At 60.5% G+C, this 24,553-nt stretch carries 32 protein-coding genes and 1 tRNA gene; 7 read left to right on the forward strand and 26 right to left on the reverse strand.

Annotation, left to right across the window (positions count from 1 at the left end):
• Positions 1-15 precede the first annotated feature (15 nt).
• The 4 genes from F8A10_RS07575 to F8A10_RS21890 all read left to right on the forward strand — a co-directional run bounded on the left by F8A10_RS07575 (position 16) and on the right by F8A10_RS21890 (position 1,501).
• Positions 16-90, forward strand: a tRNA-Thr gene (locus tag F8A10_RS07575).
• A 304-nt stretch (positions 91-394) separates the two neighbouring features.
• Entirely contained in the window at positions 395-580 is a 186-nt protein-coding gene (locus F8A10_RS07580) for a hypothetical protein (protein WP_152367011.1), read from the forward strand.
• A gap of 11 nt (positions 581-591) precedes the next feature.
• Positions 592-1,026 (forward strand): hypothetical protein, encoded by a 435-nt coding sequence (locus tag F8A10_RS07585; RefSeq protein WP_152367012.1) that lies wholly within the window; start codon positions 592-594, stop codon positions 1,024-1,026.
• Positions 1,001-1,501, forward strand: coding sequence for a MucR family transcriptional regulator (locus tag F8A10_RS21890; protein ID WP_193668095.1), 501 nt, complete (start codon positions 1,001-1,003; stop codon positions 1,499-1,501). Before F8A10_RS07585 ends, F8A10_RS21890 begins: the two co-directional genes overlap by 26 nt.
• A gap of 399 nt (positions 1,502-1,900) precedes the next feature.
• Here F8A10_RS21890 and F8A10_RS07595 read toward each other — a convergent pair whose 3' ends face one another.
• Positions 1,901-2,536: an SOS response-associated peptidase gene (locus tag F8A10_RS07595; RefSeq protein WP_227493357.1), complete on the reverse strand. Its 636-nt coding sequence runs from the start codon at positions 2,534-2,536 to the stop codon at positions 1,901-1,903.
• Between the two features lie 393 nt (positions 2,537-2,929).
• On the opposite strand from F8A10_RS07595, the gene F8A10_RS07600 reads away from it, so the two are divergent.
• The gene (locus tag F8A10_RS07600) at positions 2,930-4,564 is read left to right on the forward strand and encodes a hypothetical protein (protein WP_152367014.1); all 1,635 of its coding nucleotides are present in this window, start codon (positions 2,930-2,932) and stop codon (positions 4,562-4,564) included.
• Between the two features lie 213 nt (positions 4,565-4,777).
• On the opposite strand, the gene F8A10_RS07605 is transcribed toward F8A10_RS07600, so the two are convergent.
• From F8A10_RS07605 to F8A10_RS07615, 3 genes are all read right to left on the reverse strand, one after another.
• Positions 4,778-5,125 carry a hypothetical protein gene (locus tag F8A10_RS07605; RefSeq protein ID WP_152367015.1) on the reverse strand — a complete coding sequence of 116 codons (348 nt, stop codon included), beginning with the start codon at positions 5,123-5,125 and terminating at the stop codon, positions 4,778-4,780.
• Positions 5,126-5,322: 197 nt separating this feature from the next.
• Positions 5,323-5,718 (reverse strand): hypothetical protein, encoded by a 396-nt coding sequence (locus F8A10_RS07610; RefSeq protein WP_193668097.1) that lies wholly within the window; start codon positions 5,716-5,718, stop codon positions 5,323-5,325.
• Between the two features lie 2 nt (positions 5,719-5,720).
• A complete protein-coding gene (locus F8A10_RS07615) occupies positions 5,721-6,545 on the reverse strand; it encodes an N-acetylmuramidase domain-containing protein (protein WP_152367016.1) in 825 nt (274 codons plus the stop codon).
• A gap of 45 nt (positions 6,546-6,590) precedes the next feature.
• On the opposite strand from F8A10_RS07615, the gene F8A10_RS07620 reads away from it, so the two are divergent.
• Positions 6,591-7,478, forward strand: a complete 888-nt coding sequence (locus F8A10_RS07620) for a DUF3800 domain-containing protein (protein ID WP_193668099.1) — start codon at positions 6,591-6,593, stop codon at positions 7,476-7,478.
• A gap of 254 nt (positions 7,479-7,732) precedes the next feature.
• Here F8A10_RS07620 and F8A10_RS07625 read toward each other — a convergent pair whose 3' ends face one another.
• The 16 genes from F8A10_RS07625 to F8A10_RS21080 form a co-directional block, all read right to left on the reverse strand.
• A complete protein-coding gene (locus tag F8A10_RS07625) occupies positions 7,733-8,053 on the reverse strand; it encodes a phage holin family protein (RefSeq protein ID WP_152367018.1) in 321 nt (106 codons plus the stop codon).
• A 231-nt stretch (positions 8,054-8,284) separates the two neighbouring features.
• Complete coding sequence (locus F8A10_RS07630) at positions 8,285-8,920, reverse strand: hypothetical protein (protein WP_152367019.1); 636 nt, start codon at positions 8,918-8,920, stop codon at positions 8,285-8,287.
• Between the two features lie 122 nt (positions 8,921-9,042).
• Positions 9,043-9,231: a hypothetical protein gene (locus F8A10_RS07635; protein ID WP_152367020.1), complete on the reverse strand. Its 189-nt coding sequence runs from the start codon at positions 9,229-9,231 to the stop codon at positions 9,043-9,045.
• Positions 9,228-9,416 carry a hypothetical protein gene (locus F8A10_RS07640; protein WP_152367021.1) on the reverse strand — a complete coding sequence of 63 codons (189 nt, stop codon included), beginning with the start codon at positions 9,414-9,416 and terminating at the stop codon, positions 9,228-9,230. The genes F8A10_RS07635 and F8A10_RS07640 overlap by 4 nt, the downstream gene beginning before the upstream one ends.
• Positions 9,413-10,288: a glycine-rich domain-containing protein gene (locus F8A10_RS07645; protein ID WP_152367022.1), complete on the reverse strand. Its 876-nt coding sequence runs from the start codon at positions 10,286-10,288 to the stop codon at positions 9,413-9,415. The genes F8A10_RS07640 and F8A10_RS07645 overlap by 4 nt, the downstream gene beginning before the upstream one ends.
• Positions 10,281-10,619: a collagen-like protein gene (locus tag F8A10_RS07650; protein ID WP_152367023.1), complete on the reverse strand. Its 339-nt coding sequence runs from the start codon at positions 10,617-10,619 to the stop codon at positions 10,281-10,283. The genes F8A10_RS07645 and F8A10_RS07650 overlap by 8 nt, the downstream gene beginning before the upstream one ends.
• Positions 10,619-10,906: a hypothetical protein gene (locus F8A10_RS07655; protein WP_152367024.1), complete on the reverse strand. Its 288-nt coding sequence runs from the start codon at positions 10,904-10,906 to the stop codon at positions 10,619-10,621. The genes F8A10_RS07650 and F8A10_RS07655 overlap by 1 nt, the downstream gene beginning before the upstream one ends.
• A gap of 70 nt (positions 10,907-10,976) precedes the next feature.
• Entirely contained in the window at positions 10,977-13,457 is a 2,481-nt protein-coding gene (locus F8A10_RS07660; protein ID WP_152367025.1) for an SGNH/GDSL hydrolase family protein, read from the reverse strand.
• Between the two features lie 63 nt (positions 13,458-13,520).
• Positions 13,521-15,629: a phage tail protein gene (locus tag F8A10_RS07665; protein WP_152367026.1), complete on the reverse strand. Its 2,109-nt coding sequence runs from the start codon at positions 15,627-15,629 to the stop codon at positions 13,521-13,523.
• Positions 15,630-15,974, reverse strand: coding sequence for a hypothetical protein (locus F8A10_RS07670; RefSeq protein ID WP_152367027.1), 345 nt, complete (start codon positions 15,972-15,974; stop codon positions 15,630-15,632).
• 41 nt (positions 15,975-16,015) lie between these two features.
• The gene (locus tag F8A10_RS07675) at positions 16,016-16,591 is read right to left on the reverse strand and encodes a hypothetical protein (protein WP_152367028.1); all 576 of its coding nucleotides are present in this window, start codon (positions 16,589-16,591) and stop codon (positions 16,016-16,018) included.
• Positions 16,591-17,262 (reverse strand): hypothetical protein, encoded by a 672-nt coding sequence (locus tag F8A10_RS07680; protein ID WP_152367029.1) that lies wholly within the window; start codon positions 17,260-17,262, stop codon positions 16,591-16,593. The genes F8A10_RS07675 and F8A10_RS07680 overlap by 1 nt, the downstream gene beginning before the upstream one ends.
• Position 17,263: 1 nt before the next feature.
• Positions 17,264-19,693: a tape measure protein gene (locus F8A10_RS07685; protein ID WP_152367030.1), complete on the reverse strand. Its 2,430-nt coding sequence runs from the start codon at positions 19,691-19,693 to the stop codon at positions 17,264-17,266.
• 129 nt (positions 19,694-19,822) lie between these two features.
• Positions 19,823-20,263 carry a GTA-gp10 family protein gene (locus F8A10_RS07690; protein ID WP_152367031.1) on the reverse strand — a complete coding sequence of 147 codons (441 nt, stop codon included), beginning with the start codon at positions 20,261-20,263 and terminating at the stop codon, positions 19,823-19,825.
• A complete protein-coding gene (locus F8A10_RS07695; protein WP_152367032.1) occupies positions 20,263-20,718 on the reverse strand; it encodes a phage tail tube protein in 456 nt (151 codons plus the stop codon). The genes F8A10_RS07690 and F8A10_RS07695 overlap by 1 nt, the downstream gene beginning before the upstream one ends.
• A gap of 58 nt (positions 20,719-20,776) precedes the next feature.
• The gene (locus tag F8A10_RS21080; RefSeq protein WP_193668101.1) at positions 20,777-20,950 is read right to left on the reverse strand and encodes a hypothetical protein; all 174 of its coding nucleotides are present in this window, start codon (positions 20,948-20,950) and stop codon (positions 20,777-20,779) included.
• A gap of 14 nt (positions 20,951-20,964) precedes the next feature.
• On the opposite strand from F8A10_RS21080, the gene F8A10_RS07700 reads away from it, so the two are divergent.
• A complete protein-coding gene (locus tag F8A10_RS07700; RefSeq protein WP_193668103.1) occupies positions 20,965-21,258 on the forward strand; it encodes a hypothetical protein in 294 nt (97 codons plus the stop codon).
• Here F8A10_RS07700 and F8A10_RS07705 read toward each other — a convergent pair.
• The 6 genes from F8A10_RS07705 to F8A10_RS07730 are packed head-to-tail and all read right to left on the reverse strand — an operon-like array spanning position 21,248 to position 24,552.
• Complete coding sequence (locus F8A10_RS07705; protein ID WP_152367034.1) at positions 21,248-21,661, reverse strand: HK97-gp10 family putative phage morphogenesis protein; 414 nt, start codon at positions 21,659-21,661, stop codon at positions 21,248-21,250. The genes F8A10_RS07700 and F8A10_RS07705 overlap by 11 nt on opposite strands.
• A 41-nt stretch (positions 21,662-21,702) precedes the next feature.
• Positions 21,703-22,092 carry a DUF3168 domain-containing protein gene (locus F8A10_RS07710; protein ID WP_152367035.1) on the reverse strand — a complete coding sequence of 130 codons (390 nt, stop codon included), beginning with the start codon at positions 22,090-22,092 and terminating at the stop codon, positions 21,703-21,705.
• Positions 22,092-22,418 (reverse strand): head-tail adaptor protein, encoded by a 327-nt coding sequence (locus tag F8A10_RS07715; RefSeq protein ID WP_152367036.1) that lies wholly within the window; start codon positions 22,416-22,418, stop codon positions 22,092-22,094. Before F8A10_RS07715 ends, F8A10_RS07710 begins: the two co-directional genes overlap by 1 nt.
• A complete protein-coding gene (locus F8A10_RS07720; protein ID WP_152367037.1) occupies positions 22,415-22,783 on the reverse strand; it encodes a head-tail connector protein in 369 nt (122 codons plus the stop codon). Before F8A10_RS07720 ends, F8A10_RS07715 begins: the two co-directional genes overlap by 4 nt.
• Positions 22,780-23,274: a hypothetical protein gene (locus tag F8A10_RS07725; protein WP_152367038.1), complete on the reverse strand. Its 495-nt coding sequence runs from the start codon at positions 23,272-23,274 to the stop codon at positions 22,780-22,782. Before F8A10_RS07725 ends, F8A10_RS07720 begins: the two co-directional genes overlap by 4 nt.
• Before the next feature lie 60 nt (positions 23,275-23,334).
• On the reverse strand, positions 23,335-24,552 hold the full coding sequence (locus F8A10_RS07730) for a phage major capsid protein (RefSeq protein WP_193668105.1): 1,218 nt from the start codon (positions 24,550-24,552) through the stop codon (positions 23,335-23,337).
• Position 24,553: the final 1 nt, after the last annotated feature.

Consider the following 24,553-nt stretch of genomic DNA (forward strand, 5'->3'; position numbering starts at 1 on the left):
AGCCCCGCCCACGGCGCTGCAGTAGCTCAGTGGTAGAGCACACCCTTGGTAAGGGTGAGGTCGAGAGTTCAATCCTCTCCTGCAGCACCAGTTATCATTTTCATTTCAACGGGTTGGCGCTTCGCGGAAACGATCGCATCAGGCCTGATGCAGAATTTTGCGCGAACAGATATGCCAGATTCACGGATCGGCCGTACAAATCCCGTACACGTTTTCATGGATCGTTCTCAACGAATCACCCCTACGCCCACCCCGCCCGGCGTCAGGGGTGACAGCCGGTAGAGATTTTTACGGACAGGGCGATTTTTCTACTTGCATAACGCCAAATGATTTGGCATATTCATCTCACGGGGACGCGGAATAGTCCGGCCCCAAGGTCCAAGGAGACACCAAGATGACCAGCACCCACAGCACCGAATTCGCCGTTTTCGCCAATGGCACCTTCTGGGGCATCTGGGCGGCCGAAACCAAGGAAGCCGCTATCCAGAGGGCAGCGGATGACGTCGGCACCGAAGGTAACACCGACGGCCTGATCGCCAAGCCTGCGTCCGAGTGCGACCCCAGCGAAATGGAGGTGTAATGCAGCCCCCGATGAAAAGAGCCGAATTGGAGCGCCACGCGGCGCTCCTTTTCGGCCGTGACGATCACGGAAAGCCGAAGCATGGCTGGCAAGCATGGCTCGCTTCCAAACTGCCAGGGAAGTCCGGCGGAAGCATCAGTCGCGAGACGATTCGGCTCTGGATGCGTAACGATACGGTTCCAGTTTGGGCCGCCGACATGATCCGCGCGATGGCCTCCATCGCCCCGCCGCCGGGGTCGTCCAGCGACGAGAATCGGGACGCCGCCTGCATTGAGGCCCTTGAGCCAGAGCTTACCCGTCTGCGCGACCTAGCGGTCAGCGTGGGGTGGCACCCGGCCGAGGTCGCAGCGGCAGTCCTGTCGCTGACCTTGAGCGAGATACGCGAGAATGCCGGTGATGAAGCGATTGCCGAGATTTTGCATGGCGCCACAAGTAAGACCCGATGAGAAGCTCCCGCGCTGCCTGATCTGCGGCAAGCCGTGCAGATCGGTGGGGCATCACGTCTGGGCCGCTCACGGTATATCCGCCGAAGAATATCGCGACATGCACGGCATACCCAGATCGCGCAAGCTCACATCAGAAGACACGAGGATCGTGTTTGCCATGCAAGCCGCATCTCGCGGACTCGGCACAGATCATGCCTCCCTGCGATCAATGGCGAAAGCCGCGAATATCAAGTCGTCAAAGGTCATATCGGATCTTGTGGCATCGGGCCGCGTGTGGGGCGGGGAAAACGCCCTCTCTCGCGAAAAGCTGATCACCCTGTTGAGGCGCGCTGAATCTGGCGAGCGACCATATCAGGTAGCCCGCGAAATGGGGATATCCTGGTCCGGTCTGCATGGCGCCCTCAAGAGGCATCCGGATCTTCATGCGCGATATAAAGCCCTTCCGGTGAGGCGAGGTCGCACAAAGACCTTATGACGCTGGTGGATAAGGGTCGAACCGGATGGAGACTGGCTTGAGAGATCAGCCGTCCTTGCCGCCGTTTCCGCCCACCGCGCCCGGCGTCAGGATCGACAATCAGCGACGTAGTCACCATCCTCTTTCCCGTCGGAGCGCCTCCAAATCGGCGGCGGGGTCGCAGCCCATTTTGGGGAAATCTGTCGGGACGATCATGCTATGAGCGCCCCGACGACCGCACACCGTGCATCGCGCCCGACGCAGCACCTCGTCACGATGCACCCAATGATCCAGCCCTGCCGGGCCTTCGTGGCCACAATGGCACCAGATATGGACTATATAGCGGGCAGGCGATTCTGGCATTCCCCGAAAAGAACACAACAAGAACGGTTGAGTCTAGGGGGCAGCATCACATCGACGCTACGCAACATCTGGCTCGATCAATTCGGGGCCGTCGCTCGCAATCCCAAAGCGCGCCACAGGATGGTGTCGCAACTGGACGCCTGCCCCGATATCGGGATCATCGCTGCCGGCCATCCACGCGTCTCGCTCATTTGCATTGAGGATCACCGGCATGCGGCTGTGGATGTCGGCCACCGTGGCATTCGCTGGGCGGGTGACGATGGTGCAGGTCAGCATGCCGTTCCAGCGCGAGACGAGACCGGCAAACCAGAGCGTCTCCTCGTTGCCAGCGCCGGTAATAAAATGTGGCTGCTTGCTGCCCTTCTCGCCGGTCCACTCGTAATAGCCACCAGCAGGGATCAGGCAGCGGCCATAGCGCCAAGGGCCGCGAAACGTCGGCTTGCGCGCCGCATCTTCGATCCGCGCGTTGAAAGTGGTGGCCTTCCAATCCTTCAGGTCGCCCTTGTGCCAGGCCGGAACCAGCCACCAGCGCGCCATCTCACCCTCCGGCGCCTCGGCCGTGATCACCAGCACGTCCTGCGTCGGCTTTATATTATAGCGCCGCGGAAACGGGTGCAGCCGGGTCTGCGAAATCTCGAAATCGGTTCCGCGCAGGTTCGGGTCAACGAAACGTCCGCACATCAGCCGCCCCACATTATCCGTATGTAGGGAGTATAACGATCCGCAGCGGGCTTTTGTTTCAAACCGCTTTGCTTACATAGTCGGGCCTTCGGGTCCGGCTCTTTTATCATCCATACCCAGCCGCCATCTGGTCCAGCGGATGCTGACCGCCACGCTGGTCGCATGGATCGTGGCCATCGGCCTGCTGGTCCGACGACGCTGATCCGAAAAGCAAAAAACCCGTCCCGGCCGAACCGGGGCGGGTTATCGGCGCTCCGGCACTGGCCGCAGTCCGGAGTGTGATGTGTTCACGCGCCCAAAGGTAGGTCACCGGAGATTTCAGCAGCCCAGCATCTCTTGACCCACTTGGTTCGGCATGGCACGTACCAGCCACGCGTACAGCCCACCAAAACATGTGTTATTGCCTTGCTTGATATTATTTTCACTTCCGACGGTAACCAAATTGACCCGGCTTTCTTTGGTTACGCATTCCAGGGCACGGACCTAGTGATCGGACATGAAGGATTTCTCGCGTTCACGGAATCCGGTCGACGCTTCCAGAGTGACAGCGATGGCTGTTATTTACACGTTCAGGCTGATGGGGCTGGAAATGCAATTTTTTCTACCGATTTTCACGGATATTTCCCGCTGTTTTATTACAGCAGCGGTTCAAGTTGGATTATCTCCCCATCATTTGAACTTGTCGCGCGGGCAGCAAGGCACAGAAACATGCCTCTCACGCTATGCAAAGAGCAGCTCGACGCTTGGAAATCTAACTCCGCTTTGCTACAAGCCCCCACATCTGAGCGTACGCCGTTCGCAGAAATTCGCTTGCTATCCTATGATAAAAAAATCATCGCTGGTGACAAACTGATAGTAAGTCATCGCAAACGGCAACCAGCCCACCATTCTTACGAGACCGCTTTGGCGGATTTGCTCGCCATATGGGGAGGCCGGATAATGACCATCCTCGACGGCGGCATGGCTATCCGCGCTGATTTGACGGGAGGCGTTGATTCCCGGACAGTTTTTTCTGTCATTCTTCACACACTGCAAATGACAGGCAGATGCGATTTTCTGGCGTCAGAGGCAATTTTGTTCAACTCTGATCGACGCCAGCAGAAGGATTTTGCCGTTGCCTGTCAAATTTCAAACTTCTTTGGGTTCCCGATTAACAACCCAAACCGTCGTCAATATACTCTACTTGAAGACGAGTCATCATACATAACGTGGAGGCGCTACAACCTAGCCCGATACTCTCCACACATTTTGCCCGTGGCGTCCCAAGATAGCACCATTATCACTTTTAACGGCGTCGGCGGAGAAGATCATCGAGATTTTTATGAGAGCTTTGGGCGAGGTCCGCTCGGCGAATATATCGCAAATTTTCAGCCTCTTTTCGCTAACCCAAAAGATTTCGGCGCGTGGATGGGCGACTTGCACGCTGATATTGATTTGCCCGTAACATCCTACGACAGCACCATGCCGGCGGCCGTGCGCCATTATAGGCGACACCGCAGCCGCCATCACACTGCCAAGCAGCCATCCAGCGAATTGATGGGGGTTATCCTCGGGAGCCGTGCAGCATACGAATGTGCACGCTTTCTGGACAGGGACGCACTCCATACCAACCAGTTGCTGTTCGACATTATGATAAACTGCAGTGAGGATCTGGCGAAACTGCCGTACGACCAACCGGAGAAAGCGCCACAGCAGATTAATTTTGACCGGCTGACGAGGCTAAAAAAGATCAAACCCGCACAAACTGGCAGCATTTGGAGAGGCCCGCTAGCTCCCTCGACGCCAGTCAAAACTCAAGGGCGCAACATTCCCCTCCGCAAGGCGGTAGAGGAGGCTTTGAGATGTCCCGAGGTAAGGGAGCTTGCCGGGGAGGCCATCCTGCAGAAACTGCAGCAGCAGTTGGAGAAGCTAACGCCAACAACCAACCTGCACCAAAATGGCCACCTAATACATTACATCCTGCTGGCCGACGTTGTTTGCAAATACCGAACAGACGTGAATTCGGGAACTCTAGCTGACTCACCGGCATACACCAACTAATGCGTCATAGCGTTACCACCTCGGCCAGCGCGGCTCTTAGGAGAGCGCGCTCCCTCGCCCCAATTTAGCGAAGACCGCGCCCGACAGCCGCAACAGCAGCGGCGATCACCGCCTCAGCATTGATCGACAGCAGATGCGTGGCGGCGTCATAGGTGATGCTCCAGCCGCCACCTGATCCTGCAACAGCAGCCCGGCGCGCGCGTGCTACTGAGCTTATACTCCGGGTAGTACGTTTCTCAGGCTTGGCGTCACTCGTGTAGCGGATGCAGCAGCCTGATTACGATAGGAAAGTTTGCCGCTCATAATTCCCCTAATCACACCGTCGCAATAACGACCTTTAGCATTTCGGCTTCCCTTGGCCACACCTTGCCGCGCAGCATCTGCCATACATTGTGACCGGACAACCTGTCTTACGTTCGGGTCGTCAAGCATTGCTGTGCGCACCTTCGCAAAATGAAGCTGCTGCGCTTGTGCAGGTTGCAGCATCTTCTCCTCAACTTCATCGCAACCAACAAGACATCCAATGGCTGTCACTGAAATAAGCGCGAACAAGAAGCGCATCACTTCCCACCTCCTCAATGATATCCCTAAGTTTCAGGCACTTTGTGGCTGTCTGGTGCTAAAGTTGTCATTCTCGAGCCTTACCCACAAGTTCTTTCGATACCACTCCACACCCCGCCGTCTGAAACGCAAAAGACCCGCCCTGGTCGAACCGGGGCGGGTTATCGGCGCGATATCGGAATCGCGATATCGGCCCATCACGAGCGTCGTCTTGCTACGATTTCGTCGCGCATGTTGTTCACAACCACTGTGGGGGACAGCCCCGACCGCTCGACCACCACTTGCTCCAGCTTCGCCTGCGCCAGATCGGTCAGCACCTCGGCCGAGGGGCGCAGACTGCCGATGGCGTCAGGCACGCTGCGGCGGACGTATTCCAGCATCAGGTCGACGGCGGACTTGCCGGTGAGCTGATTTTTGACCGCGAGCTGCGCAGCGGTGGTCAGCGCCCAGTGCAGCGCCTCCCGGTGCCGGGCCTCGATCTCGACGCCCCATTTCCGACGCACGGCGGCTGCGGCCCAGCCGATGATTGCGGTGATGGCGAGGCTCACCAGCTCAAGCAGGTGCGGTGCCGCTGATGCGATGATCTGTTGCATGGTCAATTCTCCTTGGTAAGCGCGGCCCATGTCTTGGGGCCGATAATGCCGTCCGGCGCGAGGCCGGCGGATTTCTGGAAGGCGATGGCGGCGGCCTGAGTGCCGCGCCCGAAAATCCCGTCTATGGGGCCGGGATCGTGGCCAAGGTCGGCCAGCCGCTGCTGCGCCGCCCGCACAGCCTCACCGCGGGAGCCAAGGCCGATTTTCGGGCAGGCAGGTGCGAACACGTCAGGGATGGCCTGCCAGCGCGCGAACGCGGCTGCGAGGCGGGTGTGATAGCCATGGGTGGCATAGCCCGCGCCGTTGTAACCTCTGGCGAACCCGGACCAGTCGTGGCGGCGCAGATCATCGTCCAGCCCCTCGGAGATGATGAAGTTCACCATCGCCTCCAGGTGTGCGGTCTCGCTGTCGCAGAACGCCGCGACCATATCGCCCGGCGTCGGATAACCCGCTGCCCGATGGTTGTCGCCGAGGATCTGCCCCAGCCCCCAGCTGGCCGAGCGCAGAGCGGCGCTGACGTCGATCTTCATCGCCAGCGACAGACGCGGGTAGCTGTCCTTGGGATAGGGCTTTGTGCCCCAACGCTGATAGGCCAGCCCGGACGCCTCGGCTGCGGTGCGCTTCTGCCCCGGCCCCAGCTCGCGCCAGAACACATGCGGTTCAAACAGCATCTTGGGCCGACCCTGACTGTCGAAACCGCCGCCCGAGGTCTCGACCTCGATGACGGCGCGGATTTCATCCTCTCCGACGCCGATCAGGCGCCCGACGCGGGCCACGTCGATATCGGTGAGCCGCTGCGCGCGGCCCTTGAACCCGGCTGGGTACATGCGTGTCTCCATGATATGAAAAAGCCCCGCGCGAGGCGGGGCGGTTTGAGTGATCTTGACGAATCTCAATGGGCAGGCACTGATTACCTAATGAGCTCAATTGAATACGATTATGTTCTGTTTATTGATGAGGCTGGTGATGACGGCTTGAAACGAGTCAAGCCCATCGACAAGGATGGTTCATCCGAGTGGCTAGTTCTTTCCGGCCTTTTGGTGCGCGCAGAGGATGAAGGGCGGTGCCGTCAATGGCTCGATAATATCCGCACAGACATCGATGCTCTGCAGTCCAGTGTGCTACACTTCAGTAAACTGAGCCCATCAAAGAGGCGAAGGGCCGCTGTAATGCTATCGGAACTGCCCGTGCGGTGCTTCTCTGTATGTTCAAACAAGAAGAACATGCGCGGATACAACAACCCCCGGGCAGCTAAGGCCGGCAGCCGACAATGGTTCTACAACTGGATATTGCGCGTCCTAATGGAGCGGGCGACGAGTTTTTGTCTTGAAAACTCAATGAGAAAATTCGGACGACCAAGCAAAATGAAGGTCCTTTTCAGCTCCCGAGGAGGGCATTCCTACGGCCAAACTAAGGCATACTGGGAGAAGTTGCGCATAGGCGGTCGACCAAAGCTAGACAAGCGTCAGATCCGCTTCGAAGTCTTGAGCTATCAGCTCGTAGATTATGTGCCGCACTACTACCATGCTGGCCTACAGCTCGCCGATATATGCGCAAGCGCCTTCTACCAAGCGGTCGATACGAGCTCGACCAGATGGACCATAGATAACGCCAAGGCGCTAACCCCTATAGTAGCAAAATCAAACGGCGCATTTGCGGATACTGGAATTGTCCTACTGCCCGCAGAAATAGACGCGGACTTGACCAGCGAACAGAAGCTGATCTTTCGCCACTTTGGCTATACGTTCCACGGTGGTTAGTGCGGGTCCCGGCTTGTGTTGATGGAGAGCGTTAGGCTGAAATCCTCTGTTCAACCGTCCCTCCACCCGCGACATGACTACCGCATATCGCACCAAGGCCCCGGCGCCCCCGCATATGTAGTGAATCAGACGAAGGAGTCCACGTCAAGTCTTGTCTGCACGAGGATCGGGTAGATGCATCAACCCAAACGTAGCCCATCACCGCCTCCAGTATCGCCACATGTCGATAGCCTGCTTCGGGTCATTGACCGCGATCAGCCGTTCCGCCGATCCACCCATTTCTCAAGCAAGGCCCCGGCACCACGCGGGCCGAGATAGGACAGCACGGCAACGATTGCGACCTGCTGGGTATTGCTCACATCCAGATACTCGCCCACACCGTCACCGATGAGAGCCATGCCGACAGCAATTGGCAGCTCCCAGATCAAATCACGCGACCAGATCGGCCGTCGCTTCGCGCGCACCTCCCCTGCGTGATACATCAGCCGCCCGGCAAGAGCGGCGATCAGCGTCGTCGCCGCGCCTCCGAAAAATTTGTTCATGGCCTCGATCAGACCGGGATCGGGATCGGACATGCCGCCTCCTTTGCATAGAAAAGCCCGCCGAGTGGCGGGCTGATTAGATGATTGGCTGATGTGGAGTTAACACGCGCTCACCTTGGCGTGTTCACCCGTACGGCAAGCTTCCGTGCACGGATAATCGCCTGCCGCTCTGTTTTGTACTTCTGGGCCTCTCGCTTGCCCTGCTGCACTGCCTCTGTATCGCCTTGGCGGCACAGAGGCTGGTGTGATGGCGCACTCAAAATTTCAGGTTGCACGCCTGGCTGCGTCCACCAAGGCGGTTAAATGCGATGCGCAAGCATCGAAGAAGGAGGACAGTTCATCAATAGTTGGCAGTTGCACTGCAACAATGCGATTGGCAAGTTCAGCCTTTTTCCTATCTTTTTGGGTGCCGTTGAGGCCATCCCACTCCTTCAGAAAGCTGCTGGTGATTGTAATCGTTGGCGGATCGGTATCTGGGTAATCTCTAAACAGGCATTTGTGCGCGAACACGTAATCGCATGGGTGTTTCAGAAAGCCTGCCCATCGCCTTATAACAGCATCAGCCTCAGACTCCTGGTAGCGGTCTGAGGCTGAAGCGGCGCGAATGTGCGTGCGCAAAACATCAAGATTAATGAGAAACACCTCTGACAGATCAGCGCAAGCGACATGCGATCTTGGCAGAGACAAGAGGCGACGTAGTGACTTTATTTGGCCGGCAATATTGCAGGCTTCGGCTATGTGATGGTCGATTTTGCAACCATTCTCGTCGACCAAGTCAATGCTTCCCCTCGCGCCAGCACACTCGTACAAGCGGCAGGATAGCGGGTCCCCACGCTCATCCGTTAACTTTTCTTTCAATAGCTTATGTAGTTCCGAAAACTCTTTAAGACCGTATGTCATATAACTCCCCAGCGCAGTACAGGGCGCATCAGTTAAGCGGATTGAACATTAAAAATAGAGGATATTCCAGCCAGAAGTTCCCAATCCTCCAACGCGCCGCTGGTTCACAGAACTACCATTCGTCATCCCGCCTCCTTCGTATGGAAAAGCCCGCCGGGGTGGCGGGCGGAAACCGTATTAGCCAAGATATAGATCTGTTGGCGCGGTGAGCCGATAACCATGCCGACGACGAGGATGTTTCCGGCGCTGAGCCGGTTTCCGTTGCCGAGAAAAACGGCCTTAAGCGCGGCCAGACGGACCGACCATCTCAACCATCATCTTCTGGGTCTCCATCCCCGGTCACAGGCGCGACAAACTGGCCGTCCAGATATGACCACCCGATGCCGACCAAATTATCGTGGCCAACTACCACCTGCCCTTGCTCAGGCTCGTAATCCGCAGGCTGCACGGTAACGACGGTGACAATGCCGTCGCTGATCTGCGCAACATAGATCATGCCGCAACCTCCACGATCACCTCATCCGCACGGACGACCAGCACCATGAACCCATCGCCGCCAGCGCCTGACGACGCGCCATAGATGCCGTTCGACCCGCAGGCATTTGACATGTTTGGCGACGTGCCACCCGCCGTCCCCAGCGAGCCGTTCCCGCCGATCCCGGCTGTGATCGGTATTGCGATCCAGTCCAGCAGGATACCGGGGCCACCTGCCCCCGGCGCACCCAGAGCGGCATCCTGTCCGGGTCCGCCAGCGCCACCACCGCCACCTCCAGCACGTCCCGAAATCGTTGACGAGCTATAGCCACGTCCGCCGTCATTGCCGGGGTCGCCATCCCCGCCAGGCCAATTGGTCCCGGCATCGCCTGATCCTCCGCCCCCGTTACCGCCCGGACGACCTGGTGCATTCCCGACGCTGGACGCAGAGCCGCCGCCACCGCCACCGGGGACCGTGATCGACAGCGGGCCAGCCAGAGACGACGGCGAGCCGTCATTGCCCAGACCCGCAGACCCAACACCGCCTGCACCAATGGTCACATCATAGCTGCCCGCAGGCAGATCCGCACCTTCGGCAAACCAACCCGCGCCGCCACCACCGGACCCGTTGCCGCCGCTGGACCGCGACCCGCCCGACGCGGCACCGGACCACAGGCTGTAGCGGACAGGGGCCGCCTCGGAGAGGGTGAAACTGCCCGACTGCCGGAACATAATTTCAACATAATCGACGCCACCCCGCGCGAATGGGGTGATCTGTGCGTCGGTTACGGTGAGCGTGGGCAGACGCCACACAAATCCGGCGCCTTTCAGAGCCGACACTTTACCCGTCGCCGTTTTGATCCGTCGCGCCCGTGTCAGGTCGAGCTTAGGCATTGGTCAGCACCGCGAGCTCCAGCGGGCCGGGCGTGTAAGCGTCAAACGCCGACCCATCCGTGAATACCGTGATCGTGGCGCTCTGACCGTCCGCGCCGTCATCGCCGGCAGGGCCGCGCTCTCCCACTGGACCAATCGGTCCCACAGGTCCGGTCGGTCCCACTGGACCTGTAGGGCCTTGCTCGCCGGTATTGCCGCGTGGGATTGACAGGACCCCGTCATCATAGCTGACCTCGGTCCCCGGCTCTCCGGTCGAAAGGGTGACCTGTGACAAGTCCAGCGCCCCGGATGGACCCCGAAAGCCCACCTCGATTACAACAATATCAACCATCAGCAGCCCCCCTCAATATTCAGCAGCAGGTCGCCCCCGTGGTTCCACCCATCGCCCCAGTCGAACCAGATTGCCGCACGGTAAACACGCGGGGGCATATCCAGCCCCGACAGGTCAATGAAGAACGCATCACCATCCGCCGTGCCATCCAGCGGGACGCAGATACCGCCATTGTCGATCCTCAACTGGATCGAAGCGCCTGTCAGATCCGGCACGGTCCCGTCAGGCTGTAAGGGCCGGACCCCAAGATGGTCGGATGACCCGAGGCGATAAGTGATTGTAGACATGCATTTCTCCACGTCATGAAAAAGCCCGCCATCGGGCGGGCGCAGGTTGCGATTTGGGCTGACTGCCGGCTCAGATCGCCCGGCACGCGATCCACTGCGCCCATGCATCCGCCATGTAGCCCAGGTTGGCATCGATGGGATGCAGCTCGTCCCCGATATCGCCGACGACGCGGCCGTCACGGGTCTGGCGCGCTGACACGACCCAGCCAAAATCTGGCGACATATGCGCCCAGACCGGCACACAATCCGCCCGAGCGTGCTTTGCGCACTCCGCCATGATCGCGCGGATGGCAGCAACCATATGGCCGGTCCATTTCCCATCGCCATGCGGGGATCGCGGCAGCGGCGGGATGCTGACGCCGACCCGGATCGTCGGGCTGGCCGCAAGGATGGACGGCACCATCACCGCCAGCCCCCTGGTGATCTGGTCAAGCGACACTGCGGGGGCGCGCTGATTGATATCGTTGGTGCCCAGCTGCAGCGTCACATAGTCCGGCACATCCACGCCAAAGCGACTCAGATAGGCCGGAAAATCGAAAATCAGCCCGTTGAAAACATGCGCAGGGTTGTCGCCGCCCGTGGCGGGACGAAGGAACGGGTTACGGCCCCAGCGCCCATCCGCATTGGCATTGGTCGCGTCCATCGCGAGATAATCGGCCTCATCGCCAACAGGGACAGCCGGAAACTGGGTGTCGATGCCGATAAAATCGCCGTACTCCCATGCACCGCGCCCCTCACCCCACGCCCCGCCATCGTTGGCCATCGTGCCGATCATCTCAGGCGTCATGCCGATATCCGCGAGCGCAGCGGACACACGCGACGGCAACTCCCGGTTGGTGATGCTGTCGCCCATGCACAGGACCTTTACCGCACCGCTGACCGGCCCGGAGATGCGGTTGACCGATACGGTTCGCTCGGCCCTGAATGACTGGCTGTAGCGGGATCCAGAGACACTGATCCCGATGGTCGACGGCGCGGCGGCATAGTCCGGGACGGCATGACCGATGATCGGCTGCGACCATGGGACGACCCCGACCGGAGCTGACTGCTGCCTGAGATTGACGCGGCCCGGCCCTTCGCGATCCGGTACAATACCGTCACGCCAGATCGGCAGGTCACGGCCCTCGACCACGAACAGCTCCGGGGGCAACAGAATATCCTCGGTGCCCGCGCTGGCAAAATCGCCGCTCTGGATCGCCCCCATCAGCGGGCCGATATAATACTGATGACCCGCTGTGATCCGGCCCTCAGTGGTATAGCCAACCGTCAGCATTTCGGGCGTCTCGGCGACATTATAGGGCACGATCCGGGTATAGACCGCCGCGCGCGCCGACAGCCGCCGCTCCATGAGCATCGAGAACTGGGCCAGATTGCGGCTGTCGCCCGACTGCAGATAGATCGTGGGGCTGGCAAAATCATCGTCAGCGGCTACCTGCACGCATACCCGGACGAATATCCAGCCCTGCCGAGGCGTGTCTGGGGGCAGGCGCAATCGCGGCATCGGACGCATGCCGCCAAAACCACGCGTCAGGCCACGAGCCAGCAGCGCAGGGTCGGTCAGGTCAACCGCAGTGGTGAGGGCATGGTAGCGCGGGGCGCGGTCGGGATCATTGCCGAGCGGCATCATATTCGGGGCACCGAACTGGCCGCCGATCACCGGGTGCACGGTCTGAAACATGCTGTTGATCGAGGTGCCGATCTCGATCAGCGCGGCCTGATTGCCAAGGACCAGCGGCCGGGTTGAGCCACCATTGGCGACCTTGATCGGGACCTCACCCGCAGCAGCCGCAACCCTGTCGACATAGTAGCGCCAGTGGCTGTTGTTGAGCGTGTTGAGGTCAAGCTCCCAATAGGCCTCGGGCGCGGGGGGCTGGTAGAATGTCCACCCGGTGGCCGAGCTGTAATGGTAAAACCCACCGAACCTCACCTTGCCGCCGTCAACCACGATGGGCCAGCGAAAGCTGATCAGCTCCTGATCCGGGTCTTCCAGCTTGACCATCGCAAACTCGGTCTTGATCCGCTGGCGATAGATCTCTGCCACCACCACGATGGACGAGGGGCGATCAGTGGGGGGCGTCTCCGGCCAGTTGGTGATCTTATAGGGGTTGGTGGTGTCGAGCAGGTCGATATAGACCGTCGCTGCCCCGTCGCTGGTCACCGGAAGCGCCACGTGATCCGGGAATGGCGTGGACGGGGTGCCGTAGATCCCGTTCAGCACCTGATCACCGCGCCTGACATAGCCATGGCGGGGCACGTAGATGGTGTGCACACCACCCGACTTCACGCCCCAAGGGTCATGGATCAGCGGCAGGCGAAAAGAGGCAAGCGGCGCTCCGGTCGCTGCGACAATTTCGTCCAGAGCATCGGGATCCCCCATGGTCTGGGCGATAGTGATCAGCAGATTGCGCAGCTCTGCCTTGTTGGGGTGATGCACGCCGGACCGGGGATCGCCAACGGGCAGAGGATGGCCAACCGGCGCATTCGGCAGGCCGTCCCCCGTGTAGCGCTCGAAATCCCTCAGCGCGATGTTGATATCGTCCGTTACCGCCATGTGGCCTCCGAAATAGTAAAGCCCGCCAATCGGCGGGCTGGGCAGAATGAATTGTCGGGTGGATCAGACCGAAATCGTCAGAGGTCCGGCTGGCTGGGATGCCACGTTGGACGGGCTGATGGTCACGGCCCAGTAGACATTGACGCCAAGGGCGGGGCTTTCGTGGGTGTAAGCCCCCGGATTGCCCGCGCTCCCGGCCAGCGTTGCAATCGCAGTCGCCGAGGCAAAGTCATTGGTCGTATTCCACCGGATCTGCGTGCGATGGAAATTGCTGGCGGCATTGACCCAGCTGAGCTGCACCGTAAAGGATGTCGGGGTCCCGGAAAATGCCGTCGGTGCTTCCGGCCGCGCAGGATTGGCATTTGCCGTAACCGTCCCGGCCAGCACCCACGTCCCGCCCCGCTTCCAGCGGATGCGGACGGTATAGGTCTCGCCGTCATCGAGGATACCGCTCTCAGCCCGGTAACGATCAGCCGCCATCTCGACCCAGCTGGGCTGTGGGTCCGGCCAAGGTCCCTCCGCGCTGTAGGTCCCCTTGGCAATCTGTGCGCGCAGATCCAGATCGCCACGGCCCGGATCCTTGACAGTCACAGCGACACGGACTCCCTGCACGCCGCCAGTGACCTGCACGACCTCCTGCACCAGGGTGACGTCCTGAAAATCCGGCAAAGAGCGGTCGGGGATTTCCAGATCCTCGATGCCGGGCGGCAGCGGCTTTTCCTCGGTCGCAGCGTTCCAGCCATAAGGGTTAACAATGCTGGCAACGCCGATCTCGCAATAGCCGTCCGGGACGCTGAACATGTGGCTTGTCACCTCAAACACGCCGTCGAGGCCAAATTCCTCGGCCACGATGCGGATGGTGTGGATGCCGTCGCCCTTCGGAAAGCGCGCTTTCAAACCAACAAGGTTGGTGCGGATTACTCCTTGCAAAGCGCGCCTGTCCTTGGCGAAACGGATCTTCATCAGGCGCTGCAACTGCGAGTGGCTCGGGACCATCTCATTGTCGAATTGCTCGACCCGCTCTTCCTGCGTCGCCAGCGCGGCCTCGTCGCGAAGCTCGGCTACCTCGGTCGGCTGATAGGCGTGGTCGGGGCTAATAAATGAGCCCTTGAGAACGTTGTAATCGGTGAACGGGTCGAACCCGTCCTGCATCTCAATCGAAAGAATATCGTCAGCGGTGATCGTCACATCAGGCTCAGACCACGCACCGCCGAGGATGCCGACCGTGCCTTCCGGCGTCTCATAAATCTGACCGTCGCAGGTGGCGAGCATCCGGGCGGTCACGTCCTTGAGCGGGTCGTCAAGCGTGTAAAACCCGCAGAGCCGGTACCGCGGCTCGGTGCCGCCCGCCGCCAGAGAAACCGGCTGATTGCACAACGCGACGAAACTGGACCAGCTCGCCGTATCGAGCCGTGCGGAATCAATGTTCCAGCCGTCGCTATGCGTCATCAGATCACGAATGCACAGGCCCGCATTTTCTGAATATACCAGCGTCCCGGATAGATTGCGGACCAGCGCGCCTTCGATCTCGGCCTGAATCTGCGTGTAAGCGCCTTTCGGGAAAAACTTCGTGAAATCCTCGTCCGCCGGGTCACCGAACACGGCGTAGAATGTGGCCTGCTCATCGAGACGATGGGCCGAGGTCCAAAGCGTCGGAAACTCCTCATGCAGATCCTTCCAGTCCAGAGCCAGACCTGAGACGGAGGGGTCGAAACAGCCTGCGTAGTCGCCCCCGGGGCGGGAACCATCCTTGAACATCAGGGTCAGGTAGCGGTTAACCCGACCGCCGCCGTCAACCTGTGGGCCGTGATCACCAGTCTCGACCGGCTCCCCGTCCATCCAGAAGCGCACCAAGCCGTTCACCCGGCCATGGTGCGCCGCAACCATCTGATGGAGACGCCCGCCCTTTGCCTCAAAGAACGCACGCTGACCGCCAAGGAGATTGCGCCCGTAGGCCCGAATGCGCGGCGCGTCAGTCTGGCTCAACGTGGCCTGCACCTGCTGGCGCGGGATTTTGGGCTTACTGAGCGCAGACCCTGCCAGAGCCCATAGTGCCCCGCGACCGACGGCGATGACTGCCGCCGAGATAGCGGGGGACAATCCGGCAATGGTGACAGGTCCCCATGCTGCCCCGGCGGGCAACATAGCGATGATAGCTGAAAAGATTGCCATTCACTTCACCCAGGCTTTTTCCGCGATGCGATAGCCGAGCCGCGACAGGTCCAGCCCATCGGGGCCGGTGGACAGCTGGATCAGAGCCGCGCCGTGATGGCGCGCCCATCCCTCGAATTGCCGCAGCAGCGCGAGACCGGAACGGTCGCGGGCAAACCAGCCATGCTCCATGGCTATCGGCCGTGGATTGATAATCGTCGGCTGCAGCGATCCCGCGATAAATCCGCCATCACTCACCAGCACGATGCCGTCAGGACTGGCGATCAGGCCGGCGACGGTGCGGGCAGTCCACGGACGGTCAACCGGGATGGGGCCAGCAACCGCAGTTCGCAGGTCCTCGACCATATCCACGATCCGCAGGACGTCACATGCCTGCGCTTCACGCACTAGCGCCATCGCGTCTCATACCCATTCGAATACAGCGGCAGGCGCTCAAAACCCTTATCGCCCGGATAGCGCGACTTCTGGTCAGCATCGGTCCACCGGCCACGGGGCGCAGCATTGCGGCGGAAAAACAGCCCTTCGCACTCCACCCGGATTGATCTCTGACGGGCACCGCTGGCCGCCCACGGCATGCGCTGCATCGTGCCGGTGTACAGCGCCATGGGTGAGCCGATTGGGGTCTCGCCATTCGTCAGATCAAACAGCTGCAGATAGACCGTCACAGCCCGATCCCGCACGCGCTCCTTTGCTGCAAGCGCCAGTTCCAGCATCTGCTGGGTCGCTGCGACCTCGAATGTCACCTGTTCGGCCGAGACCTGATAGCTGCTGCTGATCGGGCTGATGCTGATCAGATCCCCAAGCCCTTCCCATGTGTGGCCCCCGACATGCAGGTCGCCAAAGCCGGTCCACCAGCGTTTGGGGGCATCGCGGAAATCCATATGCACCAGTACGGCCTGTCCGATCTGGCCGGTGCGGAGCAGCTCGTCAGGAATGGCAAGCAGGTCCTCGCGGGCACCCATCAGATCGCCTCCTGAAAATTGACCGTTACGCTCGGAAGGACGGAGAGGGACTGGTCAAACAGCCCCTCAGTCTCCGTTACCATCCGCATTTTGCAGACGGGCCGATCCACCTCGACAGCAGCGCCAGCTGTCACCGCCTGCCGGAGCGGGGGCTGGAACATCAGACGATGGACGGTCGGGCTTGGCTGCCAATGCGCCTGAACGCGATACAGGCGATCCCCGATGCTGAATTTCTGGCCCGGACGAAGGCCGGTCGAGTTATGCAGCGTCACATCAATCTGGGTGGCGCGCAAAGACGCATCAGCTGCAACGGTGATGCGGGTAAGGTCGGTGTTTTCGAAGCCAAAATGCTCCCAGGTCTGCGCATCGGCCAGATTGGCAATGTCGCAAAACGCGGTGGGGTGCCCATCTCTGTCACGGGGTCGCCAGCGGTAATGAGCGGGGACAAGCGTCGTCCCTACCCGCCCCTCCATCTGTGCCAGGAATGCCTCCCAGCCGAGCCGGGACGCCTCGCCACGCAGGACGAACGAGCATGACGCCATCCAGCGCGCGCGCATCGTCGGCACGATAGTCTCCGTGCCGCTGACGCTTTCCCGTGGCTCAAGCGACATGCCTTCGAGCCAGAACCGGGTTTCCTGCCGCAGCAGGCGATGTGGAAATGTGGCCTGCATGTCAGGCACCCCACGGACCCGGTCGGCGCTTTTGCGCCTCGGACATCGCTTGCGGCACTTGGGCAAGGATCGCGCGACCGGCGCTGGCGATTTTTGCATCCAGCTCACGGTCACCAGTGGTGCCACGCAGATCGACCGTCAGCGAAACAGACGATGATCCACCCCCGCCGCCACGCAATTTGTGGTTCGGGATCACCATTCCGGCCGATTTCGGGACGATGAGCTCAGGGCCCTTCTCCCCCACCACATAGGCGCGCCCGGGATCGACCGGGCCGCCCGCAGCGCGGAAACCACCGAAAAGCCCGCCGAACAGAGACGAGAAAAAACCGCCACCGCCACCACCAGCGCTTCCAAACTGACCCATCAGGGCGTTCCTGATGCCGCTGTTGATGATATCCGCCGCGATCTGCTTGAGTACCTGCGCCAGCCCATCGCGCAGGCTCTCGCCCGCAACAAGCGCCCCCGCGAACGCATCGGCAATGCCGTCGATGGCCTGATCGAACTGTTCCTGCGCAAGCTCGGCGCGTTCCAGCTCTGCCGTCAGTTGCCCGACCTGCGCCGCCTGCGCCTCGATCCGCGCGTTCACCTCAGCATTGACCGGGATGCCCGCTTTCTTCGCTGCGTCGAGCATCTCCCATTGCGCACGGAGCCGGGCGGTTTCCTCTGCCGATTTGCCGACCAGCTGGATCTGGCGTTCGAGGTTAGTGATGTCGCGGCTGGCGTCTTCAATGATATCGGAAAACGTGGGTTCCCCCTTACCACGGCCCGCGCCGCGCTTGCGACCGCGGCCAGTCTTCTTGCTAGGCCCGCCCGATCCATTCTCCGATTGCGCAGGAGGCTGAGGGCGCGTAACCCCGTCTGGGGTTTTATCAGCCTCCTCAGCCGCAGCCTTCAGATCACTCTTTCTGCGCTCATAGTTTTCTGTAATGCCATCAAAGAACCCCTCAACAGCATCGGCGGCGGCATAAACGGTGCCGGATCCGCGATCATACCCTGAGTTATAGGCATCCGAAACGCTGCGCGACGAATAGCTGGTGGCAAGGTCAGTAGCCCTGGGTAATGAAACCGTGCCAATACCGCCCGCCAGATTGGTTCCGGACCCACCAGTTAAGCTCGCTACCGCTCCGGTTAGGGCGTCAACCTGTGCTGCCACTCCACGAACCCCACTCAACACAGTGTTGACCATGGTTTCGACTGCGCTGATCACTGCATTGATCGCAGACTGCAAAGCGCCGGTAATGGCGTCAGGTATCTTAAGAAACGCCTCCGTGACAGCGTCGGCTGCCCCTTCAAGCGCGCCGTTCATCACGGCAAGCGCGTCGATAATCGCGCCGATGGCCTCCCCAGCCGTGATCCCGGCGGCCGCAAAAGCGTCTCCAGGACCATAGATCGCCTCGCGAACCGTCGTGTTCAGGAAATCCGACAGCTGACCGAGGGCTTCAATGGCTTTCTGGGCATACTCGCTGAACGTGCCAAGTGCCGCTTGAACAGAAATGCCGATTTCCTCTGCCAGATCGGCATTGGAGCTGAGCCAAGTGCTCAGGTCCATCATGCCCTGGGCCAGCGCAGCCGTGGCCCCAAGCCCCTCATCCGCTCGGCCAATAAACGTGGTCAGAGCAGAGTTGATATTGGTCCAACCATCCGCCATCGTCGGAGCCATACGGGCAAATCCCGCATCCGCTTTTGCGGCCATATCGTCCAACGCCTGTGTAATCACGGCAGACGTAAGGCGGCCCTCCTCACCCATCTGCTTCAGCTGATCGCGGGTACCGCCCGCCGCTTTCGCAATCGCGTCCAGCAGTTCAACTGGGGCGGCTTCCCTCAACGAGCGAAGCTCATCGCCTTGCAGTACCCCAGATGACAATGCCTGACTGAGCTGCAGCATGACAGAGCCGACTTCAGCGCCACTGGCCCCACCCATGGTGAGCAATTTGTTCAGCGTTTCAACGCGGCGGATGGTCTCGTCAAACCCAGCTCCGGTGGCCTTCTGGATGCGCGCCACGCCGTCAGCCATGTCCCTCAGCCCGGTGCGAGACCGGATGGCGGCCTCAGTCAATCTCTCCGCAGCATCGTCGGAATATTCTCCCAACGAGCGGAGCCGATTTTCAACTTGCCGGTAATCCTGGGCGTATTTCCCCAACTTCGCCATCGAGGCCAACAGAGCGGTCACACCGGCGACGGCGCCAAGCGCGCCTGACCGCATACCCGCAAAGCTTGTGGATGCCCCACGGGACAGTCTGGTGAAAACACTATCCAGCTGGCGCCCAACTTCACCGCTAGCTCTCGCTATTCCAGCATTTGACCGCGCAAAATCTCGCTCCATCTTTTGGGCAGTCCTGATTGCCCTAGCCTCAATCCGCGCAAGCTGCTGCATGAACTTTTGTTCAGTCAGGCCAATTGGCAGTTCCAGACCTGCATCAGCTTCCGCCATCGTTCCACCTGTCAGCTAAAGCGCAAAGCGCGTCATATTCTTCGTCACTCATCGGCTCACCACTGTGAGCGTGCCCACTACCCTGCGCCCGGTTCCAGCCGTCCACACAGGCCGTGAACTCCCACATCGTCATTTCCTTGACTTGCGCCGGCGAGAAGCCGATGGCTGCCCCGTCGCCGTAGAGGCGGGAGAAGCGGATGCGGCCTTGGCTTCCCCCGCCTCCGTCTCCCCCACCGCGTCATGTCCCTTACCGGAAAACGCTTTGGTCAGGATCGTAAACGCCAGCAAATTCAGTTCCGAAATGTCGGCGTCATCAAATGCCTGCCTGACCTTCCGATCAGCGGTAGAGCGATCCATCCCCGCGCCTTGCAGCCCCAACCGAATACACGCCAGCACCTCTCGAACTTTCACGGGAGAGTAAGCGAGACTGCCGCGCTGCACGCCCTGCGACAAGCGCCAACGCAGGTCGAGCACCCCTGACTCTGTCAGATCGTCCAGAGCCTCAAGTTCACCGATGCGGAGAAGAAAATCATCCTCTCCGCTCGCCCATAGAATGCGCTCAGCCTCCATTACGGCGCCGTCACATTATGAAAGGTCAACTCGCCATCCGAGACCACAGAAATGCTGACCTGTGCCTTGCCGCCACGCTCCCCGGTCACCTCAAATCCGGTCACATGGATCTTGCCCTGCCAATAGCGGCCATTAGCAGCATCGTCGGGCTTCCCGATGTAGATACGGGCATTGATGCTCTCGGTCGTGTTAAAAGCGTTCCACCAGTTGTCGACCGCTTCGGCTGCCAGCACGCCCGAGCCGCTGCCGCTGAAATCGAGGCTCTCAACGCCCCGCTCAATCCACGAGGGCAGTTCGGGATCATCACAATCCGGGACGTTCACCTCGGTCGCATTTTTCGAGAACGAGATCGTATGGTTGGTCAGCCCGCAGGGCCGCAGGTAAGTGCCGGGCGTAGTGGTGCTTTCAAGGAAAATCGCCACCGAGCTGCCCACATAAGTGGTCGGCTTTGCCATGGTATTGCTCCATCTATTGGTGATGCCTTGCCCAAGGGCGCTTGCCGGGCAGCCGGGATCAGCCCCGGATTTCTTCGATGCTGTCGCCCGCCTTATCCCGGCAGGCTTGCGTCAGGCCGGCATGAACCTCGCCTGCCCGAAAAATCATGATGACGTTGGATCTTGGCATCCACTCGAAGTCCCGAAGGACGCGCCATTTTCTTTGTTTTGGCATCGCGGTATCCTGCGGCACCTATGGAGGATGCCTTGCATAAGTCCGTTCAAATTCTGATTGCCGCTGCCTGTGTCGTCGTCATTTCAGCCGGATCTGTCTGGCTAATGGACCGAAAGCAGCAGGCCGATGCCGAGGCGGCTAAAGTCGACGCGATGTTCTCTGCCCTTGAGCGAAAAAATGAGGCCCGGCGCAAAGCCGAGGCTGACGCATGCCGAGCCGATCTGGAAGCCTATGACAACGGCAGCATCATGGCCTTTGTCCAACGTGCCAAAGGCGGCGACATGCTCGCCGAAGTGAAGAAATGCCGGGATCTGGTTAGTCGCTGACCCATGCTTTGCGAACGGCCCGGGTGATTGCCGAACGGACACGGGTCCGGTTCGCTCGCCAAGCCGGATTGAAATACGGGCTGGCGGGCATGTTCTTGGTGCCATGTTCCTGCAATTTCGCATTCTGAAACCGGCCGCCGCTTTCATTCGTGACGATGGTCGTTTCGTCCCCAGCCTTCACCACCACGCCGATAAATCCGCGCTCACCCTTGCTGGTGGAGACGGACGCGGCGTCTTCGACCCTGATTGACCGGATCAGTTCGCCCTGCTCACGGGGCGCTAGGTAGCGCATGGCAGAGGCCACCTGTTCACCGCCCACGCGAGCTTGGGCCTTGGCCGCCGCGGCCACCTTCGCAGCCTTGCGGCGAAACATGGCTTGGACCTCGGGAATGCCGTTCACCATTTTTGACTCCCAGAATCAGTTACCCTTGTCGGGGGGAGACATCACGCCGAATCGGCCTCCACCATCGCCTCGAACTGCACCACGCCGTGCACAGACACCCCATCCGGATCATCCATGACCCGCACCATTGAAACCCGGATGGGATGCATGGTCAGCGCGTCGGTGTCTGCCCAGCCGTTCAGCGCCGCTGCGACATCATCGGTCAGGTCCTCAAGCAGCCCCTTGCTTTCGGCCCGATCGAACACGTCGATCTGCACTGTCACCTCTCGCGCCTCGATGCATTCGACCGAGGCATCATTCCAATAACTCGGCCCCATGGTGATATAGGGCATGGGGGTTTTTTTGGTCGGCCGATCCACAACCGGCACGCCCGGGATCTGATCTTGCAGGCGGGCGATGATGATCTGGCGAAGGTCTCTGCCTGCACGCATCACCCGACCCTCCCGATCAACATTTCAAGAAAGGCCCTGTCTTCGCTCTCACGTGGATCCTCACGCAGTTCGTAATCCCGCCCGTCAATACGCAGCTGCCAGTCACTGTCGATCTGCCGCGTCAGGTCAAAGGCGCGCACTGTGACAATGGCAGGCGATTTTGCTGTCAGACGCGCCTGCATCACCGTCTCACCGCCCCGCAGCCAGCGGACATGGCACCAGACCGTGCCCCGGATCTGGTGCGATTGCACCACCTTGGCATCAGCGTCCAGCGCCTCGACCGGCTCAAGCAACGTGGCGCGTTTGGTCAGATCGCCTGCCCTCATGGCGCAGATTCTCCAGGTGCGGGGGTGGGGTGGAACAACCGATAGCTGGACAGCAGCGCCCGAACGGTCAGGGGCGGGACCGCATCCTCGGCAGTGCCATCCTCGCCGCCGCGCACCTGATACATCCGCTCGGCCAGCATCTTGATCGCCACCCGGATTGCCTCATCAGCAACGATCTGGTCGGGGTTATATCCGGCAGCCCCCATGGCGGGCAGATAGCCAGCAGACGCATAAATGGGCCGGCCGATCCAAGCCTGCACCTGCAATTCCGCCGCGCGCCCGATGGCGGCAATGACCGCATCTTCTTCGGTGTTGGACGGATCGACCCGGAGATGCGCTTTAAGATCGGCCAGCGAGACGATCATTTCGTGGCCTTGGCTTTCTTGGCTTGCCCGGCCTCGGCCGGCGCATCCGCGTCAGCATCATCGGCAGCCGAAGCCGCCGCATCAGGCTGATCATCACTGTTCTCCCGATCATTCTGGATAGCGAGACGCGCGGCTTCCTCGGTAATCTGGGCCCGGAGGTCATCCAGCCGCTTTTCCTCGGCAGCAACTGCGGCCTCGCGTTCCCGCAGGAGCTTTTCGCGCGCATCGAACTCCATGCCGGTAGCCTGACCCTCAGCCGGATCCGGTTTGGTAGCGATCGGTGCAAAGCCTGCCGCAGCCCCAACGTTTGCTACTGCAAGATACTGTTCCTGCGCCGCCATCGCGGACTCAAGGTCAGCATCGGTCGCACGGACGAAGCGCCCGGTCTTGAGCATCTTGTCGACGTCTTTTTGCTCGACCTCGACAATACCGCCAGCCCGCACGCGGCCATAAACACCGACCGCCCCGCGAAGCGCCTTCAGCTTAATCATGAGAAATCTCCTTATCTGGAAGGTGTTGCCGGGCGCACCAGCGGCGCGCCCGGGCATCGCTCACGGGGTCGGAGCGGTGTAGTAGCAGAGCGCCAGCGGGCGCTTGACGACCACGACGCCGCGCTTTTCGCCGCGAACGGTCAGCATGTTCTTGTCGAAGTTGTCACGGTTTTCCGAGCTGAGCAGGATTTCGATCCCCTGACGCTCGTAATAGGTCGCAGCGACCTTGAACGCGCCGGTCATGAAATCGCCCTCGGGCATATCCTCGGTATCGACCACGCGACGGCCCCAGAGCCGGGGCGTTGCCGATCCGTCGAACGGGTTGCCGAAAATGTAGCGGCCGGTGCTGTCCTTCAGCATCTCGGCAGCCGCCCAGTCCCAGATATTCAGGACCTGAGCATCAACCACATAGCCCGCTGCGGCCACCTGCAGGATGCCAAGGCGCAGGCGATCCAGCATCGTGGCGCCGGTCGGCTCACGACCCGTCTGCGCATAGGCGGTGGCATTAGCGATCAGGCCGGACATGTTTTCACCGACACCGTCCCCGGCGAGGATCTGCGCATTCTCGACCTTGTTGACCTCATAGGTCAGCGTGGTGTCGATATCGCTGCGCAGGGCCGGGATATCATCCAGCATGTGCTTGTGGATTTCCATCCGGCCAGCGATGGTCTTGACCTCCGCCGAGGCCGAGTCCCAGGTCTTGTCGATCAGGGGCTTCACGGTCACGCCGTCATCAGGCACGATACCCGCTGCGCCGGTGCGCGAAACCTCGCGGAAATACTTGATCAGCGGCTGGTCCGTTTCACCAACCGTGATCAGGTCCTTCACCACCAGCTTTTTCTGGGGCTCGGAAATGATCTCCGATTCCCGACGCTCGGGCAAAAGGGCACCGCCCGAGGCAGGCGCCGATGTGATGGCGTTGAATACGCCAAGAGACGCATCACCGTGAACGCCGCTCTTTGCCAGAGCACGGATTTTTTCCTCAGCCGAGGCCATGACCAGCTGGCCGAGCGTCTGGACGCCACCAAGGCCGCCACGGTGCCCATTGGCAACGCGCTGCGCCAGTTCCCGGGACGAGGCCTCGATCTCATCAAGCCGTCCCATCAACTCGCCCTGCTTCGCCAGAGCCTTATCAACTTCGGTCTTGGTTTCAGCCGTCAGGCCGCCAAGGCGGTTGGCCTCATCAATGGCCGATTGAGCCTTTGCGCTGATCTGAGCAGTGATCTGCTCAAAATCGTTCTTGAACTCGGCAAAGGCCGAGGGGAGGTCAAACGACATG

It is taken from the genome of Paracoccus kondratievae (assembly GCF_009301415.1).
Lineage (GTDB): Bacteria > Pseudomonadota > Alphaproteobacteria > Rhodobacterales > Rhodobacteraceae > Paracoccus > Paracoccus kondratievae.

Coding starts and splice junctions, on each gene's coding strand:
- F8A10_RS07580 (WP_152367011.1), top strand. CDS start 395: ATGACCAGCACCCACAGCACCGAATTCGCCGTTTTCGCCAATGGCACC.
- F8A10_RS07585 (WP_152367012.1), top strand. CDS start 592: ATGAAAAGAGCCGAATTGGAGCGCCACGCGGCGCTCCTTTTCGGCCGT.
- F8A10_RS21890 (WP_193668095.1), top strand. CDS start 1,001: ATGGCGCCACAAGTAAGACCCGATGAGAAGCTCCCGCGCTGCCTGATC.
- F8A10_RS07605 (WP_152367015.1), bottom strand. CDS start 5,125: ATGCGCTTCTTGTTCGCGCTTATTTCAGTGACAGCCATTGGATGTCTT.
- F8A10_RS07610 (WP_193668097.1), bottom strand. CDS start 5,718: ATGCAACAGATCATCGCATCAGCGGCACCGCACCTGCTTGAGCTGGTG.
- F8A10_RS07615 (WP_152367016.1), bottom strand. CDS start 6,545: ATGTACCCAGCCGGGTTCAAGGGCCGCGCGCAGCGGCTCACCGATATC.
- F8A10_RS07625 (WP_152367018.1), bottom strand. CDS start 8,053: ATGTCCGATCCCGATCCCGGTCTGATCGAGGCCATGAACAAATTTTTC.
- F8A10_RS07630 (WP_152367019.1), bottom strand. CDS start 8,920: ATGACATACGGTCTTAAAGAGTTTTCGGAACTACATAAGCTATTGAAA.
- F8A10_RS07640 (WP_152367021.1), bottom strand. CDS start 9,416: ATGATCTATGTTGCGCAGATCAGCGACGGCATTGTCACCGTCGTTACC.
- F8A10_RS07645 (WP_152367022.1), bottom strand. CDS start 10,288: ATGCCTAAGCTCGACCTGACACGGGCGCGACGGATCAAAACGGCGACG.
- F8A10_RS07650 (WP_152367023.1), bottom strand. CDS start 10,619: ATGGTTGATATTGTTGTAATCGAGGTGGGCTTTCGGGGTCCATCCGGG.
- F8A10_RS07655 (WP_152367024.1), bottom strand. CDS start 10,906: ATGTCTACAATCACTTATCGCCTCGGGTCATCCGACCATCTTGGGGTC.
- F8A10_RS07660 (WP_152367025.1), bottom strand. CDS start 13,457: ATGGCGGTAACGGACGATATCAACATCGCGCTGAGGGATTTCGAGCGC.
- F8A10_RS07665 (WP_152367026.1), bottom strand. CDS start 15,629: ATGGCAATCTTTTCAGCTATCATCGCTATGTTGCCCGCCGGGGCAGCA.
- F8A10_RS07670 (WP_152367027.1), bottom strand. CDS start 15,974: ATGGTCGAGGACCTGCGAACTGCGGTTGCTGGCCCCATCCCGGTTGAC.
- F8A10_RS07675 (WP_152367028.1), bottom strand. CDS start 16,591: ATGGGTGCCCGCGAGGACCTGCTTGCCATTCCTGACGAGCTGCTCCGC.
- F8A10_RS07680 (WP_152367029.1), bottom strand. CDS start 17,262: ATGCAGGCCACATTTCCACATCGCCTGCTGCGGCAGGAAACCCGGTTC.
- F8A10_RS07685 (WP_152367030.1), bottom strand. CDS start 19,693: ATGGCGGAAGCTGATGCAGGTCTGGAACTGCCAATTGGCCTGACTGAA.
- F8A10_RS07690 (WP_152367031.1), bottom strand. CDS start 20,263: ATGGAGGCTGAGCGCATTCTATGGGCGAGCGGAGAGGATGATTTTCTT.
- F8A10_RS07695 (WP_152367032.1), bottom strand. CDS start 20,718: ATGGCAAAGCCGACCACTTATGTGGGCAGCTCGGTGGCGATTTTCCTT.
- F8A10_RS07705 (WP_152367034.1), bottom strand. CDS start 21,661: ATGGTGAACGGCATTCCCGAGGTCCAAGCCATGTTTCGCCGCAAGGCT.
- F8A10_RS07710 (WP_152367035.1), bottom strand. CDS start 22,092: ATGCGTGCAGGCAGAGACCTTCGCCAGATCATCATCGCCCGCCTGCAA.
- F8A10_RS07715 (WP_152367036.1), bottom strand. CDS start 22,418: ATGAGGGCAGGCGATCTGACCAAACGCGCCACGTTGCTTGAGCCGGTC.
- F8A10_RS07720 (WP_152367037.1), bottom strand. CDS start 22,783: ATGATCGTCTCGCTGGCCGATCTTAAAGCGCATCTCCGGGTCGATCCG.
- F8A10_RS07725 (WP_152367038.1), bottom strand. CDS start 23,274: ATGATTAAGCTGAAGGCGCTTCGCGGGGCGGTCGGTGTTTATGGCCGC.
- F8A10_RS07730 (WP_193668105.1), bottom strand. CDS start 24,552: ATGTCGTTTGACCTCCCCTCGGCCTTTGCCGAGTTCAAGAACGATTTT.